The following is a 17,050-nucleotide window of genomic DNA, read 5'->3' as shown; positions in this document are numbered from 1 at the left end:
CCTACTCGTTCTGGCTGCGGTACAGCCCGCGCAGCGACAGCAGGTGAAGGGGGATGAGGAGAAGCAACAGGGGGGCGAGCTTGAGGTACAGCGGCACCTCCCCATAGGGCGAGCGCAGCACCCCGGAGCGCAGCACCACCCCCGCCACCCCGAAGAGGAAGAGGAAGGCGTAGATCGTGCCGCGCACCGTCAGCCCGTTGAAGAGGTGGCCCGCGCCCGACACCAGGCCGCCGAAGACGTAGGACACGCCGCTCGCCCACTGGCGGTTGCGCTCGATCTCGATGTGCTTGCGAGCCCGGACGCGCGCCTCCACCACGATCTTGCGCGAGAAGACGTTGACGCACTGGGCGCACAGCTTGCTGGCCACGCCCAGCTCCTTGTCACAGCGCCGGCACACCGGACGGCCGCACTTCTCGCACGCGTGGGACGGCTTGAAGACGCCTCGGGCCAGGCCGAGCATGGCGACGAGCAGCGCCCCGAGCACGAGCGGACCCCAGGCGGAGATGCCCGTGCCACCGCCGAGCAACCGGCTCGACAACTGGGCCTCCACGCGCCGGGCCAGGGCCGGGTCCTCGATGACCGGCAAGTCCGTCAGGGGCAGCATGGGCGCGAGCAGCAGGCGGTTCATCGTCAGCCGATCATCCGGCGGCCGCTCCCACATCAGCAGCTCGCGATCCAGACGGCCCGCGGTCTCGAGCGCGTCACGCGCCTTCTGGTTCTGGGCGCTGATCTCGGAGTCCGGCGCCACGGCGGCACGGCGGCGGTAGACCTCGGCCAGGTTGAAGGCGGGCGCGGCCAGCCCCGGGTCCGCCGACAGGGCCTGGGTGTAGAGCCGCGCCGCGCCGTCCATGTCGCCCGTGGCCAGCAGGGCGTTGCCCAGGTTGGTCATCAACGGCGCGTGCCCGGCACGCAGCGCCATGGCCGCCTTGTAGTGGGCGATGGCCTCCGGCAGCTGACCCCGGCGCGCCTCGAACCGGCCGAGCGCGAAGAGCTCGGCGAAGCCGGCCTGCTTCTTCTCGTGGCGCGTGCGCACGCGCTGTGCCACCGGCTCCGCGTCGATTCCGCCGTGCTCCAGCACGTAGACGTCCTCGGCCACCGTTCCCGCGAAGACCGAGGACTGGGCGAGCTTGCCCGCCGCGAGGGGGACGAGCGCCGCCAGGGCGAGCAGCAACGTCGCCACCGCCCGCTCCGAGCGCGACAGGTAGAACGACACGGAGCCCAGGAGCAGCAACAGCGTGGGCACGACGCCCCAGCGCAGGGCCAGGGGCGTGCCGAAGAGCAGCAGCACCGCGAGGGCCCCGGACTGCCAGTGGGCCGCCGCGCGGGGAAAGAGGTGGTGGAAGTCGTGGAGCAGGAAGCGCACGCGCCGCACGAAGAGCACGCCCACCACCACCACCGCCGTCGCCAGCAGCGCCACCAGCACCACCGTCCCGAAGTCCGCCAGCACCGGGCGCCGGTAGCGGGGATCCTTCAGCATCAACTCGAGCGCGGCCCGGAGCTCACGCGAGTACTTGCCCACGGCCTGGGGCGAGCGCTCGGCATAGGCCTGGGCGAGCGCCAGGCGCGCATAGGGCAGGTTCGGAGAGAGCTCCGCGGCATGTTCCACGAGTTGCAGCGCACCCGCCTCGTCCTGCGCCTTGCGCCGTCCCTCCGCCGCCCGGATGAAGCCGACGCTGAAGGACTCCAGATCCAGGGCCGCCACGTCCGCCCGGAGCGTCACCAGCTGCTGCTGGGCCGCGCGCGCCGCCTCGCTGTCCAACGCCGCCACCGCCTCGCGCCATTTGACCCAGGCGGCCTGCAGGTCCGCATCGGAGATGCGCGGCGTGAGGATGGGCGCCGGGGGTGGCCGCACGACCGGCTCGGGCACGGCGGGGGCAGCTGGAGCCGCGGGCGCCGGGGCCACGCCCACTCCCGCGTCCTGCTCCGCGGCGTTCGCCGCCTCGTCCTGCGCCTCGTCCTCCTGGCCCTTGCGGCCCTTGCCCTTCTTGCCGCGGCCCCGGGGGCGCCCCTCCTCGTCTTCCTCGGAGTCCGAATCGGATGGCATCGCCATCTCCTCTGGCTCCAGCATGGAGGGATCCTGATATTGCTGCGCATGCGCCGGCCTCGCGGGCATCCACGAAGCGAGGCACAGCAGCAGCGGAAGAAAGCGCAACGAGAAAGAGGGGTGCGACATTCGGTGGGCCGATGATAGGCGACCCCTCTGTCCCACGAAAGTTGTCGCGCCCCGCCACCGGGAATTCACGTGTTGGCGCCGGGCCCCACGCTCGGAGAGAAGAGGAGGAAGAGCCATGAGTGCAGCAGGGGAGCAATTGGAGAGGTTGGCGGGAATCGTGGCACGTCTGCGCTCGGCGGATGGTTGTCCGTGGGACCGGGAGCAGGACCTGCGTTCCCTGCGCCCCTACCTCAGTGAGGAGGCATTCGAGGTCCTCGATGAGATGGATCGTGTCGCCGACGGAGGGCCCTGGCGTCCGCTGTGCGAGGAGTTGGGGGATCTGCTCTTCCAGATCGTCTTCCATGCCCGGCTCGCCGAGGAGCTGGGCGAGTTCACGTTGGCGGACGTGTCCGCCTCCATCAGCGACAAGCTCACCCAGCGCCACCCGCACGTCTTCGGCGAGCGGCAGGCGGATGGCACCCCCCAGCCGATGGCCGACTGGGCGAAGCTCAAGGCGCAGGAGCGCAAGAAGAAGACGGGCCAGGAGGGCTCGGTGCTCGACGGGGTGCCCACGCGGGCCCCGGCCCTGCTGCGCGCCGAGCGCCTCACGGAGAAGGCCAGCCGCATCGGCTTCGACTGGCCGGACCTGCACCACGTGCGCGCCAAGCTCCAGGAGGAACTGGGCGAGCTGGACGAAGCCATCGCCTCGGGAAACCGGGACGAGCTGGAGCACGAGCTGGGGGACGTCCTGCTGGCGCTCGCCAACCTCGCGCGCTTCCTCCACACCCCGGCCGAGGACGCGCTGCGCATGGCCATCCGCCGCTTCACCGCGCGCTTCCAGCACATCGAGTCCACGTTGCGCGCCGAGGGCGTTCCCCTGGGAGAGGCTACCCTGGAGCACATGGAACGACACTGGCAGGCGGCCAAGCTCCGGGAGAAGGCCCTGCCGCCGCCTACCCGGGTGCCCCGCGCGTCCCTGATCGCGCTGCGCCTGCCCGTGGCGGACCTGTCCGCCCAGCGGGCCTTCTGGGACCGGGTGGCTCCCCTGCTGGGCTGGAGCGCCGAGAGGACGAGCCCCGAGGAGGCCGTCTACGGGGATGGCTTGTACCGGCTCACCTTCGTGGCGGGCCCGGCCGCTCCCTCGCCGGCCGTGCTCACCTTCGCGGCGCCCTCGGCCGCCGCGGTGCAGCGGTTGCGCGCCCTGCTGGAGGGCCTGTCCGTGGGGGGAACGCTGGAAGCGGAAGGGGGCCCGAGCCGGTTGAGCTTCCGGGATCCCTCCGGACTGCGGTGGGAGTACGCGGTCGGAGACCGTTGACGGGAAGGCGTCCAGACGCCTGGATCACGGTTGGAAGCACGCAAACCTTGACGGTGGGGGAGGCGCCGAAGTAGGTACGGCGCCTCTTTCCACAGAAGTACGCTGGAGATCACCTTGGCCAACACCAAGTCTGCAGAGAAGCGTAACCGCCAGGCGCAGAAGCGCCGCGCCCGCAATGTCAACGTGCGCACCACGGTGAAGGATGCCGTGAAGAACCTGCGCGACACCCTCACCTCCTCGGATGCCGGGAAGACCGCGGATGCCTTCAAGTCGGCCGCGAGCCGCATCAACAAGGCCTCTTCCAAGGGCGTCATCCACAAGCGCGCCGCCTCGCGCCGCATCTCGCGTCTCGCCAAGGCCGTCAACCGCGCCAAGGCCGCGGCGAAGAAGTAGTCCTCCGCGTCACCAGTTGTTGGCCAACCGATCATAGCCCTCGCGCATCAACGTCTCGGCGAGACGGTACAGCGCGGCTTGACGGTTGGCCTCGGCTTGTAGCACGTCGCCGGACGCCCCTTCCGCGCCCGGCAGGAAGTCCTCGTTGCCCGAAACGGTCGTCTCCGCCAGGACCTGGCCGTCCCGCACCAGCCTCAACGTCACCCCGGCCGAGGCCCGGTAGCTGGCGAGCTGCTGCCCCGTCACCACGGTGTTGCCCTCGTAGACGGGCTCGGTGACGATCGTCGGAGCGCTGTTCACCCACACCACCACGCCCTCGACGGACGCCTGGCAGGAGCCGGAGCCGCCCAAGGCCCCCACGCGCACCAGCTCCTGACGGAACACGCGCGTGAAGAGCGTCTCCAGGCCCGGCTCGGCGGTGTCGTTGCGGAAGACGGGCGCGCAGACGGAGCTCACGCCCCCGGGCAGCCCGGCGGACCGGGGGGTGAAGCGGTAGCCACACCCGAGCACCGACAACCAGAGCAACCCACCCACCGCGTAGAGCCGGGACATGGCGCCCACAGTAGCGGGGTGATCCTCACGGTCAAGCGCGAGGAGGAGCTCCCTCCCCGCGCTCCACCGGCTCAGCCGACGACGAAGTTGACGAGGCGCTTGGGCACGAAGACGAACTTGCGCAGCGTCTTGCCCGCCATGGCGGCCTTCACCCGCTCGTCCGCCTCGGCCGCCGCTCGCACGTCCGCCTCGGCCGCGTCCGCCGCGACCCGCACCTCCGCGCGCAGCTTGCCGTTGACCTGCACCGCGTAGGGAATCACGTCGTCCACCACCAGCGCCGGATCGAAGTCCGGCCAGCCCTGGGTGACGACGAACGCCTTGGCCCCGTAGGCCTCGGCGATCTCATCGGCCAGGTGCGGCGCGAAGGGCGTGAGCACCACCGTCAGCACGCGAATGGCCTCGGCCATGGCGGCCTTCTCCGCGGGCGTCTCCGCCGTGCCCAGCGCGTACAGCGCGTTCAGGTACTCCATGGTGCCGGCGATGGCGGTGTTGAAGGACAGCCGCTCGATGGCCTCCCCCACCCGCTTGAGGCACTTGTGCGCCGCGCGGCGGATCTCCAGCGCCTTGCCCTCGTAGGCGCCCTCGTGCGTCGCCCCGGCCACGTCCTGGTGCTGCGTGGCGAGCACCCATACCCGCTTGAGGAAGCGGTAGGCGCCCTCCACCTGATCATCGGACCAGTCGAAGTCGCGCTCGGGCGGCCCGGCGAACATCACGTAGGCACGCGCCGTGTCCGCGCCGTACTTCTCGACGATGGAGGCGGGCGCCACCACGTTGCCCCAGCGCTTGGACATCTTGCGCCCATCCGGCCCGTTGACGATGCCCTGGGTCACCAGCCGCTTGACGGGCTCGTCCACCGGGGACAGGCCGAGCAGCTTCATCACCCGTGTCCAGAAGCGGAAGTAGAGCAGGTGCATCACCGCGTGTTCGGGGCCCCCCACGTACACGTCCACCGGCAGCCAGCGCTGGGCCTCCTTCGGATCGAAGGGCGCCCCGTCGAAGCGCGGCGAGAGGTAGCGCGCGAAGTACCAGCAGGAGTCGACGAAGGTGTCCATCGTCTCCGTCTCGCGCCGGGCCGGGCCATTGCACGTGGGGCACGTGGTGTTGACGAAGGCGGGCACCTTGGCCAGGGGCGGCTCGCCCTTGCCCGTGAGCACCGCCTCGGTGTCGATCTCCGGCAGACGCACCGGGAGCTGCTCGAGCGGCACGGGCTGGCCCTTGCGCTCGGGATCGCACTTCTCGCAGTAGACGATGGGGATGGGCGTGCCCCAGTAGCGCTGGCGGCTGAAGCCCCAGTCCTTCTGGCGGTACGTCACCTTGGGCTCGCCCCGGCCCTCGGCCTGGAGCTTCGCGCCCATCTTCCGGCGCGCCTCGGCCGAGCTCAGGCCCGTGTACTCGCCCGAGTCCACCAGCACCCCGTCCTCGGTGTACGCCGCCTCCAGGGCGCCGCCCTCGGGCAGCTTGTCGCCCTGCGCGGGCTGGATGACCACGCGGATGGGCAGCGAGTACTTGCGCGCGAAGTCGAAGTCGCGCGCGTCGTGCGCCGGCACGCTCATCACCGCGCCCGTGCCGTAGTCGGCCAGCACGAAGTTGGCGACCCAGATGGGCACCGGCTGGCCGGTGAAGGGGTTGATGGCATGAGCGCCGGTGAAGACGCCCTCCTTCGTGGCCCCCTCCTCCGTGCGCTCCGTCTTGGAGATGGCCGCCATCTTCCGGGCGAAGGCCTCCACCTCGGCGCGCTTGTCGGGCGTGGTGATGCGCGCCACCAGCTTGTGGTCCGGCGCCAGCACCACGTAGGTGCAGCCGTGGATGGTGTCCACGCGCGTGGTGAAGACGCGCAGGCGCTCCTCACTGCCCTGGATGGCGAAGTCCGCCTCCACGCCCTCGGAGCGGCCAATCCAGTTGCGCTGCATGGAGGTGATGCGCTCGGGCCACTCCTTGAGCTCGTCCAGGCCGTCGAGCAGTTCCTGCGAGTAGCGGGTGATGCGGAACGCCCACTCGGGCAGCTCCTTGTCCAGCACCTTCGACTCGCAGCGCTCGCACACGCCGTCCTTCACCTGCTCGTTGGCGATGACGGTGAGGCAGCCGGTGCACCAGTTCACCTTGCTGAAGCGGCGGTAGACGAGCCCCTTCTGCAGCATCTGGATGAAGAACCACTGGTTCCAGCGGTAGTACTCGGGCTCGCTGGTGTTCACCTCGCGCGTCCAGTCGTAGCAGTAGCCGAGCGAGCGGATCTCCTTCTTGAAGGAGTCGATGTTCTCGCGGGTGCGCACCGCCGGGTGCACGCCGTCCTTGATGGCGGCGTTCTCCGCGGGCAGACCGAAGGCGTCCCAGCCCATGGGGTGCAGCACGTCGTAGCCCCGCATCTGGAAGAAGCGCGCGTAGACGTCACCGATGAGGTAGTTGCGCACGTGCCCCATGTGCATCTTCCCGCTGGGGTACGGAAGCATCTCGAGGATGTACTTCTTCGGGGCTCCGGGGCGAGTGCCCGCGCGGAACACTCCCGCCTCATTCCAACGGTCCTGCCACTTCTTCTCGATTGCCTGCGGCTCGTAACGCTCGTTCATGGCCATGACGGTGACGGTCTTAGTGGGGCGTCCGTCCCCAAGCAACAACAGACGCCACCCGGCCCGTTCCGCTGACGCCCGAGGAGGGAGCCGGCTCCGCCCCTACTCCAGCCGCAACAAGCCCTTCACCGTGTCCTGGACCACCTTGGACTGCACCGGCTTGACCAGGTAGGCGCTCGCCCCGAGCGCCATGGCCCGCGCCCGGTCCTCCATGGCCGACTCGGTGGTGATGACCACGATGGGCACCGTGCGGTAGGCCTCCGTCTGGCGCAGGTGGTGGATGAGCTTGAGCCCGTCCATCAGCGGCATGTTGATGTCGGTGAGGATCAGATCATAGCGGCCCAGGGTGAGCTTCTTGAGGCCCTCGGCCCCATCCTGGGCCTCTTCGGTGTGTAGCCAGGTGCCCAGACGCTGCAGGGCGTACATGAGGCTGCGCCTCATGGCCTGCGAGTCGTCCACCACCAGCGCACGGATCTGCTGCGTCATGACGGGCCACGATAGCACCGCCGCCCTCCAAAGCAGGGAAAGGACTGAGCGTCCGTCACGTCCATGACTCCCCGCGCGGCCAGGCCCTGGGCGCTCGGGATGACGTGACAGGTCACCCCCCGGGCGTTACCTCCCCGGAGTGCCCGAAGGAAACATCATCCATCGCCTCGCGCGCGTCCACCACCGCTGGCTGGTGGGACGCCAGTTCACCGCCGACTCTCCCCAGGGGCGCTTCACCCAGGACGCCCGGCGGCTGACCGGACGGACGCTCGTGGGCGTGCAAGCCCATGGCAAGCACCTCTTCCACCACTTCGAAGGGGGGGTGCACCTGCACCTGCACCTGGGCCTCGTCGGCAACATCCGGCACTTCCGCTGCGCGGGGCCGCCGCCCTCCACGGCCTGCCGGCTGCGGCTCGCCTCCCCCCATGCCACGCTCCACCTGTCGGGTCCCCAACGCTGTGAGTTGCTGAGCCCGGAGGCCGAGGCCGCCCTGCGCTCCCAGCTGGGGGAGGATCCGCTGCGGCCCGAGGCCTCGGCCAGCCGCGCCTTCGAGGCCCTGCGCCGGGGCCGCGCCCCCCTGGCCACCGTGCTGTTGGATCAAGCGCGCATCTCGGGCGTGGGCAACATCCTGCGCGCCGAGGCGCTCTTCCTCGCGCGGCTGCCACCCCACCTGCCCGCCGCCGAGCTGCGGCCCGATGACTTCGAGCGCCTGTGGACGGTGCTGCGCGAGTTGTTGGAGGACGCGGCCCGCGATGGCCGCATCGTCACGCCCCACGCTCCGCCTAATGCCCTCTCCCTTCCGGGCAGGCGCCGCGAGGACCGGTTCTGTGTCTATGACCGCGCGGGACAGCCCTGCCCCCGGTGCGCCACCCCCATCACCCGCCTGTCGCTCTCCGGACGCGGACTGTTCTTCTGCCCGCGCTGCCAGGCGCCCCGCCGGGGCAGACGCTGAGCGTCAGCCTCCCAGGTGGTCCTGCTCGATGAGCCCCTGCCCGATGGCCATGGCGCGCAGATGCGCCTTGATGCGCTGGAACTGCTGGCGCAGGGAGGTCGCCTTGCGGTTGAGCGCCGCGCTCGTGGGCGGCTCGTCCTGATCCCACATGACCCGCGCCACCTCCGTCCACGACAGCCGCTGATCCACCCGGAACATCAGGATCATGCGCTCCTCGGGCTGCAGGCTGTCGCGCAGGGCGCGGAAGCGCTCCTGGACCGAGGTCCTCTGCCAGGGCTGCGTGTCGGAGCGGCGCGGATTGGGCTGCTCGGGGATCAGCGAGGCGGTGACGGGCGTCTCGCGCGCGGCGGGCGCGTGAATCAACTGGTAGCACGCGTTGCGCGCCAGCCGGTAGGCCCACGTCCGGAAGGAACTCTCCCAGCGAAACCCCGGCAGCCCCTTGAGGAGGTTCTCACAGAAGAGGCTGAAGGCATCATTGGCCTGATCCGGATTGTGCATGACGGAGGCAATGAGCCTCATGAGCTCCACGCCATACCCCTGCAGCGCGCGCTCCACCGCCCGTCCGGTATCCCCCCTCCGACACAACTCCCGGATGTCCTGCTCCAACTGCTCACGATCCATCGCCATCTTCGATCCCCGCGTTCTCTCGAGCCGTTCCTCTAACCTGGAGTCCGCAGCACGCCCTTGTGACGCGGAGCCATCCCGGCGCCTTCCCCATCGAGCGGGCGTGGCCACTCCCAGCCCCGCTCGCGGAACTGGCGCCTCATGCTTTCTTCCGCCCGCCGGCCATGGCCCGCGCTGCCCTGCTCGTGGGCCAGGTCCAGCGCGCGCAGGAAGCACGCCGTGGCCTCCGCCTCACGGCCGAGCCCCCGCAGCAACTCGCCCTCCAGGCGGTGCAGCTCCACTTCATACGAGCGCTCCTCGAGGGTGTCCGCCCACGCCAGGGCATGGGTCACCACCGCCAGCCCCCGTTGGTACTCCCCCAGCTTCAGGTGGAAGCTCGCGAACATGCCCAGGAACAAGGGCATGCCGGTGCGCATCCCCGTGCTGCGCCACCGCGCGAAGTTGGACTGCATGAGCTCCAGCGCCTCCTGGACACGGCCCCCCTCGGCCAGCACCCAGCTCTTGAGGAACACGGACCAGCCCAGCCACATGCGGAGGCGGTGCTCGGACGAGATCGCGATGCACTTCTCCACCCACGCCCGGGCGCACCCGGGCTCGCCACGCATCTGGCAGCCCAGGGCCACGTACAGCAACGTGAACGCCAGGCTGTTGGGATGGCCGATCTTCTCGGCCAGGGCCACGGCCTGCTGCCCGTACCCGCGCGCCTGCTCCTCGTGCCCGACGACGGACTGCACGAGGGAGCCATAGGCCAGGGCGGCCGCCCGCGGGTTGATCCATTGATTCACGGCGAGCGCCCGGTGCGTCTCGAGATCGAAGTCCGAGTACTCCAGCGCGAGCTCGACGTGCTCCAGGGCGGTGGACATGTGGCCCCAGGTGAAGTGATCGGTGGCCATCATCCGGTGTCCCAGGGCGAGCAGCTCCCGGTGGCGATGGCGCTCCCCCTGCCTCACCACCAGCTCCGCCAGCTCCTGGGCCACGTGGAACTTCGCCCGCGCGAAGAAGTAGGCATAGGCGCCCCAGGTGGACACCTGTAATCCGGGCAACGCGTCCCCCACCTGATGCAACAGCTCCATCACCCGGCCGTAGGTCTGCTCCATCTCGGCGGAGCGCAGGCTGCGCACCTGATGCAGGGGCATGCCCAACGCCACCAGCAGCCGCAACTCCTGCTCGGCGCGCTCCGGAGTCTCCGGGAGCGAGCGCAACAGCCGGAGCGCCTCGCGCAGATGGTGGATGGCCTCCACGTTGGCCGAGCGCAGGCTGGCCCGCTCTCCCGCATTCGCCCAGAAGCGCACCGCCGTCGCCGTCTCCCGCGCCTCGGTGTAGTGGTGGGCGAGCAGCTCGGGCTGCGTCTCCGCCAGCTCGGGCGCCTGCACCACCAGGGTCTGGGCGATGCGCCGGTGGTAGTCGCGCCGCGTGTGGCGCAACAGCGAGTGGTAGGCCGCGTCCTGGAAGAGCGCGTGGCGGAACTGGTAGCGCGGCTCGCTCGCGTCCTGCACCTGCTGCCACAGGCCCGCCTGCAGCAACCCGGCGACGTCCTGTCGCAGCCGCGCCTCGTTCCGTCCGGACAGCGCGCTGAGCAGGGTGTGGCCGAATTCGCGGCCCACCACCGCGCACAACTGCGCCAGCGCCTTCTGACTCCGAGGCAACCGGTCCAGGCGCTCCAGCAGCAACCCGCCCAGGGTGACGGGAATGGCCGAGGGCTCGACGGACGACTGCCCCGCCCGCGCCCGCTCCACCACCATGCGCGTCATCTCCTCGACGAACAGGGGCACCCCATCCGTCTTCGCCACGAGCTGCTCCACCGTCTCCTCCGCCAGCGCCGTCCCGCTGGCGGCCTGCCGCACCAGGTCCGCGGTCAGCCTCGGCGACAGCCGCTCCAGCACCAGCGGGTGCAGCCGCTCGCGCGCGGGCCAGGAGGGCTGGAAGTCCGGACGGGCCGTGAGGCAGACACACAGCCGGGCCTGGTCCACCTGCTCCAGCAGCACCCCCAGCAGCTCCAACGTCGAGGGGTCGGCCCAGTGCAGATCCTCCACGAGGGCGAAGACGGGGTGGTCCTCGGCCAGGCGCAGCAACAGTGTCACCAGCGCCTCGAACGTCTTCTCCTTCTGGCGCTGCGGGGAGAGGCGAAGGTGGGGTGACTCCTCGACGATGGGCAGCGAGAGCAGCACGGCCAACGAGTGCACATGCTCCGCCGGCAGCCCCACCGCCCCCATGCGCCCCTGGAACTTGCGCAGGTTGGACGGGGGGTTGCCCTCCGGGTCGAGCTTCAACATGTGCAGCAACAGCTCGATGATGGGGCGCAGGGCGCTGCCGCTGAACTGGGGCAGACACTGCACCTGCAGGCGCATGCCCTCCTCCTGGTCAATCCGCTCCCACAGCCCCCGCAGGAGGCGGGACTTGCCAATGCCCGCCTCGCCCTGGACGAGCACGAACGCCCCCTCGCCCCGCCGGGCCCGCTCCCAATGCGCGGTCAGCCGCTTCAGCTCCTTCTCGCGCCCCACCAGGGGCGTGAGCGCCCCCGCCTCGTGGGCCTGCTCGAAGCGGCCCCGGGTGCGCTTCTCGCGCACCAGCCGGTACAGCTCGCGCGTCACCTCACCGGCGAGTCCCTGGAAGGAGCGGGCCCCGAGCGGCTCGGTGCGGAAGGCGCCCCGCACGAGCCGCCAGGTGGTGGGGCTCAGGCACACGGTGTCGCGCGCGGCCTGGCGCGACAGCCAGGTGGCGAACTGGGGCGCCTCGCCCTGGAGCGCGGCGGCGCGGCCCTGCAGGGGCTGGGGCAGGTTGTCGAGCACCACCGTGTCGGTGTGCAGCCCCACCTTCACGGCGAGCTCACGGCGCGGCAGGTAGGGCAACTTCTGCTGGAGCGCCGTCCCCAGGTGCGTCACCAGGTACAGCCCCGCGCGCGCCGCCCGCTCCGCGTCGTCCTCCCGGGCCTGGGGGTAGCCGAAGCAGGCGAGCACCGAGTCGCCCACGCACAGGGTGATGGAGCCCCCGTGCTGCACCACCAGCTCCGAGCAGGCTTGATGAAACGCCCCCTCCAGTTCCCCGACGTCCTCGGCGTCCAGGTGCTCGGCGAGGCCGGCGAGGTCCGCCAGCCAGCACTCCAGCAGCGTCACCTGCCGGCGCTGGGGCCCCAGGCCTGGCGCCCCCTCGCGCCAGGGCGTCAGCCCCTCCGCGATCCGGTCGAGCCGGGCCTTCAACTCGGCCGCGCTGGACAGCCGCCGCTCGGGGGCCTTCTCCAACAGGGCGGCCACCAGCCGCGCCAACTCCTCGGGCAGCTCCGGACAGCGCTCGCGCACCGAGGGCACGGGCGCGTCCGACAACACCCACTCCCGCAGCTCCGCCACGCTCGCTTCCGGGCAGGGCGGCTCGCCCGTGAGCAACTCGAAGAGCAGGGCCCCCGCGGCCCAGAGGTCCGTGCGGGCATCCTGCGGATGTCCCCTCCACTGCTCGGGCGCCATGTAGGCCGGGGTTCCCGCGGCGGGCAGGTGCAGGGTGGCCGGAAAGGAGGCGGCCGTGATGTGGGCCAGCCCGAAGTCCAGCAGCTTCACCTGCCCCTTGCTGCAGATGAACACGTTGTCGGGCTTGAGGTCGCGGTGGACGATGTGGTGCTCATGGGCGTGCGCCAGCCCCGCGGCCACGGCGCTCATGATGTCCAGGCAGCGAGGCAGCGAGGGCCGCTCGCGCAACAGCAGCGCCGCGAGGCTCTCGCCCTCCAGACATTCCAGCACCAGGAAGGGGACCTTGGGCTCCCACGGCTCGCCGCTCCATTCGGCCACGTCGAACAGCCGCACGATGTTCTCGTGATCCAACTGGGCGACGGCCTTGGCCTCCTGGCGCAGCAGGGCGCTCATGGGGGCCTCGGGGACGCCCTCGCGCGAGAGCAGGAACTTGAGGGCCACCACCCGCTGCAACTCCTCGTCCCGGGCCCGGAAGACTAGGCCCATCGCGCCTCCACCAATCTGCTCGAGAATCTCGAACCGGTGGCCGTCCGGCCCTCCCAGATGCTCTCCCCGGCGCGGAGCCCTCAGGGGCACGGCCACCACCTGGGTGACCTGCCGCAGGAAATCGTCGTCGAGCTCCTCGTCGCCTTCCCTCTCGTCTGGAGGACCAGACATGCTGGACTCCCGTCCCCAACGCGGTCCGTTCGAATCACTGTCGTCCTGACGCATCCGTTCGCCCTCCGGTGTTCCCCCCGGACCGCCTGGCGCGGCGCCTCATCCCTTGGATCAAGAAGGATTAAGAACCAGCGCGAACGTGAGCAAGGAATGGCCGTCGACCCAGGCGAGCCCTCCCCAGGTCCCGCCCCCGTCGACACAGGAGACATCCTCCTCGGCCAGCGCAGGCGCGCACGCATGGACAGGTGGCGGGCAGTCAACCCCTGACACCTCCCGCCTCCCCGGACACTCCTCCCAGCCCTCCCATTCCCATCTTCTCGGACATCTTCATTCATGTCCGAGCTGAATCACAGAGAAGGTAGTCAAACTCCTTCCGTGTAGGGAGAGACATTTCGAAACAAAGCGGAGGGCACCATGCGCACGATTCTCCTGGTTGATGATGAACAAGATCTGCTCGACCTCTTCCGGGAGGTGCTGGAGCAGATGGATTACCGGGTGGTCGAGGCGCACGACGGACGTGAGGCCCTGTCGATCGCCCGGCAATCCCCACCGGAGCTGGTGGTGACGGATTGGATGATGCCCCGCATGGATGGGCTGGAGTTGTGCCACGAGCTCCACGCGGACGAGCGCCTGAATGACATTCCCATCATCATCCACAGTTCCTCGGGAGACCCCCATGCCCCGGGCGCCCGGTTCGTGCCCAAGAGCTCTCCCCTGGAAGAGTTCGAGGGCCTGGTGCGCCGGGTGCTCGCCCACTCCGACGCCCGGCGAAAGAGCCAACCAGGCAAGGCTCCTCGCAAGTCATGTTCAACACGTACCACGCTCCTCTTCGGACTGGGTGACACCTCATGTTCCACGGCACATTGAGCATCATCACGAAGATCCGTCCCGAAGCCGTGGAGGGATTGACCTCCACGCTGCGCGGGCTGGATCGGACCATCCGGGCGCGTCAGCCCCACCCGCTTCGAGCCATCCAGGCGCTCTATTTCGCTCACTGGGGCATCCTCGGCGGCGCGCCCTGGGACGGCCCACCGGCCGGGCCTCGCGAGGATTGCTACCTGCTCTTCGGTGCCGACCTGCGCCTGTCCGCCTCGCTCCATGGGCGCGAACAGCTCCGCACCACCCTCGAGTTGCTCGTGGACGCGCTCGCCGCCCAGTCCGCCCTGACGGGAGACACGGTCTTCGATGAGCTCTACTCCCACTGCGAGGGCTACCCGGCTGCGGGGCTGGCCCGGCCCGCGCAGGTCAAGGAATACCTGCTGAAGCACGCGGTGCCCTACAGCACACGGCACGTCGACTTCGCCTACCGCGTCGCCTCCGTCCCGGCGATCCGGGAACTGCAGGAGATGCGCGCGCGGGCCGAGGCCTATTTGAACAACCCGCACCGGCGTCCCTTCCTGGAGCGGCTCGAGCCCACCTCCTTGTACGAGGATCTGCGCGAACACCTCGGCCCCCACCTCGCGCGCGTGACCACGCCGGAGTGGGAACGCAACCAGAGCGCCGCGCTCGTCGAAGCGGCCCTCGCGACCCTCACCTACCTCCTCGTCGACAAGCCCTTGCGCCTGCTCATCCAGCTCAAGAACCGGTTCGCGCGTCCACGCCAGACCGTCGAGCACGTCACCATCCCCGACGCCTTGCGCGAGGAGATCGAGGCGCGGCAGGGGCCCATCCAGAACTCGATGATCCTCGTCACGGACGTCCCCTCCGGCGCGATCGGCCAGCTCCAGCAACGCTTCTTCATGGGGCTCGTCAACTGGCGGCTGAAACGCAACCTGGTGGGCATGAATGACATGCGGGCCATCCACTTCGCGCGGTGGGCGCTCTTCCAGCGCGGCGCGAAGCGGCAATTGCTGTTCATCGTCACCTATGACGAGAGCTGGGAAGCCTATATCGACGCGTTCGTGAACCACGAGGATGTGAGCAACTTCCTCAAGCTCATCTGGAGCGGCTCGAAAGGCTTCCCCTCGGGCCGGCCCTTCGTGGAACCCTTCAAGGAGTGGATCCGCGGCGTGCAATGCCCCACCCTCGTCCACTACAGCGCCCTGCTCCATGGCGAGGGTCCTCCCACCACCGTGGCCGTCACCGACCTCCACGAGGCCCTCGACCTGCGCCAGGTCCTCGCCACGAAGGACTCGAGCCATCCAGAAGCCGAGCCCATGCGCCAGGCATTGAAGAGCTATCTGGAACAGGGCCGTTTTCCCTATCAGGAGAAGCTGCTGAGCCTTCGTCAGGCCATCTCCATCCTCCAGGAGCGGCTGCGCTCCACCCACCGCCGTCCCCTCCACACCCTTCACAGGAGAGTCCCCCATGTCACAGCCCGGAAGCTGGGTGTCCTACGCGCGAAGAATCCTCTCAGGAGCCGCCGCTCCGAAGGTGACTCCGCTCCCGCCTCCCGTGAGGCTGGACGACGTCCAGGGGCTCGTCGTCCATGGCTACAAGCGCATGGCGACCGCCGCATTCCTGCTGTTGAGGATCCAGGACGCCGGTCCGTGCCGGGCATGGCTCCGCGAGATTCTGAAAGGGGAACTCACGACGGCGGCGGAGATCCCCAGTGAGCGGCTCGAGCGGCGGACCGCGTGTCTGAACGTGGCGTTCACCTGGCATGGCCTGAAGGCCCTGGGCCTGGACGAGGACGCGCTCCGGACGTTCCCCTACGAGTTCCGCAAGGGCATGGCCGCACGGGCCCACGTGCTCGGAGATACCGGATCGAGCGCCCCCGAACATTGGGAGTTCGGCGGCACGCGTTCCGGAGGGCCGCGCGACGAGGACATCCATGTGTTGTTGATGCTCTATGCCCGGAACGAGGACGAGCTGGGCACCCGGCTGGCCCGCCAGCGGACGCTGCTCGCGAAGGCGGGTGTTCGAGAGCTCTACTGCCAGCGCGCCGCCCATTCGATGGACGAGGATGGGCGGATCTCCTTCCGGGAGCCCTTTGGCTTCCAGGACGGGATCTCCCAGCCAGTGATCCAGGGGTTCAGGAAGCCCGGGCGCCAGCCCGAGGACTACGACAGCCCCATCGCCGCGGGGGAGTTCATCCTGGGTCATGACAATGAATATCAAGAGAAGCCGCTCTCGCCGACCGTCCGCGCGAGCAGGGATTCCCTCGGCCGGCTCAGCGCGGCGGAACCGGCGGGGCGCAAGGATCTGGGTCTCAACGGCTCCTATCTCGTGCTGCGCAAGCTCCAGCAGGACGTCGACGGCTTCAACGCGTTCGTGGAGAAGAAGAGCAGGGAGATCACCCACGGCGGCCCTCGGGACGACGCGAAGAAGAAGGAATGGCTGAAGGCCAAGCTCATGGGGCGCTGGTCCAATGGCGCCCCGTTGAAGCCGGGTCAACTCGAGGCCCCCGAACCGGGCCCCCACGGGCACTCCAATGCGTTCAACTACAGCGAGGAGGATGCCGCGGGCCTGGGCTGCCCGGTGACGTCTCACGTCCGGCGCGCCAACCCGCGCGACTCACTCGCGCCCGAGCCGGGTCTGTCCAGACAGGTGAGCCGAAGGCACCGGATCCTCCGCCGAGGCATTCCCTACCGCCGCGAGCCCCGGACGGAGAACGGCTCTCCGGAGCAGGGGCTGATCTTCATCGCGCTCAACGCCCAGCTCGGCCGGCAGTTCGAGTTCATCCAGCAGAGCTGGTTGCACAACGAGAAGTTCGGGCGGCTGTACGATGAGCGGGATCCCGTCTCGTCGAACCAGGAGAGCGGCATGATGACGATTCCCATGACGCCGCTGCGGCGATGCGTGACGGGCATCCAGAGCTTCGTGACCATGAAGGGCGGGGGCTACTTCTTCATGCCCGGCGTCAGCGCCTTGGAGTTCCTGGCACACCTGGAACCCACCACGGATTGAGCCCTGGCGGGCGGCACCTCCCACGCAGACACGGGCGTGGGGAGGAAG

General features: G+C 69.6%; 12 protein-coding genes. 6 read left to right on the top strand and 6 right to left on the bottom strand.

Translation table 11 applies throughout. The features are described from left to right. Nucleotide 1: 1 nt before the first annotated feature. Nucleotides 2-2,044, bottom strand: coding sequence for a tetratricopeptide repeat protein (locus tag F0U63_RS17060; RefSeq protein ID WP_395846979.1), 2,043 nt, complete (start codon nt 2,042-2,044; stop codon nt 2-4). 244 nt (nt 2,045-2,288) lie between these two features. Between F0U63_RS17060 and mazG the strand changes: the two genes are divergently transcribed. Together mazG and rpsT are read left to right on the top strand one after the other, a co-directional pair. Beyond that, complete coding sequence (mazG, locus tag F0U63_RS17055; RefSeq protein WP_395846978.1) at nt 2,289-3,467, top strand: nucleoside triphosphate pyrophosphohydrolase; 1,179 nt, start codon at nt 2,289-2,291, stop codon at nt 3,465-3,467. Between the two features lie 114 nt (nt 3,468-3,581). Further along, nucleotides 3,582-3,860 (top strand): 30S ribosomal protein S20, encoded by a 279-nt coding sequence (gene rpsT, locus F0U63_RS17050; protein WP_395846977.1) that lies wholly within the window; start codon nt 3,582-3,584, stop codon nt 3,858-3,860. A gap of 9 nt (nt 3,861-3,869) precedes the next feature. On the opposite strand, the gene lptE is transcribed toward rpsT, so the two are convergent. The 3 genes from lptE to F0U63_RS17035 all read right to left on the bottom strand — a co-directional run bounded on the left by lptE (nt 3,870) and on the right by F0U63_RS17035 (nt 7,462). Then, nucleotides 3,870-4,412 (bottom strand): LPS assembly lipoprotein LptE, encoded by a 543-nt coding sequence (lptE, locus tag F0U63_RS17045; RefSeq protein ID WP_395846976.1) that lies wholly within the window; start codon nt 4,410-4,412, stop codon nt 3,870-3,872. 71 nt (nt 4,413-4,483) lie between these two features. Next, entirely contained in the window at nt 4,484-6,982 is a 2,499-nt protein-coding gene (gene leuS / locus F0U63_RS17040) for a leucine--tRNA ligase (protein ID WP_395846975.1), read from the bottom strand. A gap of 96 nt (nt 6,983-7,078) precedes the next feature. Beyond that, a complete protein-coding gene (locus F0U63_RS17035) occupies nt 7,079-7,462 on the bottom strand; it encodes a response regulator (protein WP_395846974.1) in 384 nt (127 codons plus the stop codon). A 139-nt stretch (nt 7,463-7,601) separates the two neighbouring features. On the opposite strand from F0U63_RS17035, the gene F0U63_RS17030 reads away from it, so the two are divergent. Then, nucleotides 7,602-8,414 (top strand): Fpg/Nei family DNA glycosylase, encoded by an 813-nt coding sequence (locus tag F0U63_RS17030; protein WP_395846973.1) that lies wholly within the window; start codon nt 7,602-7,604, stop codon nt 8,412-8,414. Between the two features lie 3 nt (nt 8,415-8,417). On the opposite strand, the gene F0U63_RS17025 is transcribed toward F0U63_RS17030, so the two are convergent. Further along, complete coding sequence (locus F0U63_RS17025) at nt 8,418-9,041, bottom strand: RNA polymerase sigma factor (RefSeq protein WP_395846972.1); 624 nt, start codon at nt 9,039-9,041, stop codon at nt 8,418-8,420. Between the two features lie 32 nt (nt 9,042-9,073). Next, entirely contained in the window at nt 9,074-13,153 is a 4,080-nt protein-coding gene (locus tag F0U63_RS17020; RefSeq protein ID WP_395846971.1) for a protein kinase, read from the bottom strand. Nucleotides 13,154-13,567: 414 nt separating this feature from the next. On the opposite strand from F0U63_RS17020, the gene F0U63_RS17015 reads away from it, so the two are divergent. From F0U63_RS17015 to F0U63_RS17005, 3 genes are read left to right on the top strand one after another with little or no spacing between them, the layout of a single operon-like run. Continuing rightward, entirely contained in the window at nt 13,568-14,020 is a 453-nt protein-coding gene (locus F0U63_RS17015; protein ID WP_395846970.1) for a response regulator, read from the top strand. Then, nucleotides 14,002-15,708, top strand: a complete 1,707-nt coding sequence (locus tag F0U63_RS17010; protein WP_395846969.1) for a hypothetical protein — start codon at nt 14,002-14,004, stop codon at nt 15,706-15,708. The genes F0U63_RS17015 and F0U63_RS17010 overlap by 19 nt, the downstream gene beginning before the upstream one ends. Then, nucleotides 15,596-17,002: a Dyp-type peroxidase gene (locus F0U63_RS17005; protein WP_395846968.1), complete on the top strand. Its 1,407-nt coding sequence runs from the start codon at nt 15,596-15,598 to the stop codon at nt 17,000-17,002. Before F0U63_RS17010 ends, F0U63_RS17005 begins: the two co-directional genes overlap by 113 nt. The last annotated feature ends 48 nt before the right edge of the window (nt 17,003-17,050 follow it).

Origin of the sequence: Cystobacter fuscus (genome assembly GCF_044360685.1) — a bacterium.
Lineage (GTDB): Bacteria > Myxococcota > Myxococcia > Myxococcales > Myxococcaceae > Cystobacter > Cystobacter fuscus_C.
This window is presented reverse-complemented; position numbering and strand designations above follow the sequence as displayed.